The 288-nt window shown below is 33.0% G+C and carries 1 rRNA gene; it reads left to right on the top strand.

The window, feature by feature from the left end:
• Positions 1–204 precede the first annotated feature (204 nt).
• Positions 205–288 (top strand): 23S ribosomal RNA (locus F6U93_RS14385); the annotation flags it as partial.

Raw genomic sequence — 288 nt, 5'->3', positions numbered from 1 at the left:
TGATAATATAATATCAGTGGCGATTCGCCACACGTTCATTGACATATTGAAACAAGATACATGAAAATAAACTAGGTAAAACTAGATTTTATTTAAGTAATAATAATTTGGATTAATTAGAATCACCACGAGCGATATCTAATTAATCAATAATCAAAAGATAATAATCGATTGATTATAACTCATTAAAAAAGCAAAAAGTACAATAAGCTAAATAAGGGCGTATGGGGAATGCCTAGGCTCTCAGAGGCGAAGAAGGACGTGATAAGCTGCGAAAAGCTGCGGGGA

Source organism: Pseudotamlana haliotis, assembly GCF_008806375.1.
Classification (GTDB): Bacteria; Bacteroidota; Bacteroidia; order Flavobacteriales; family Flavobacteriaceae; genus Pseudotamlana; species Pseudotamlana haliotis.
Note: the sequence above shows the minus strand (reverse complement) of the source record. Positions and strands in the feature narration are given on the sequence as shown.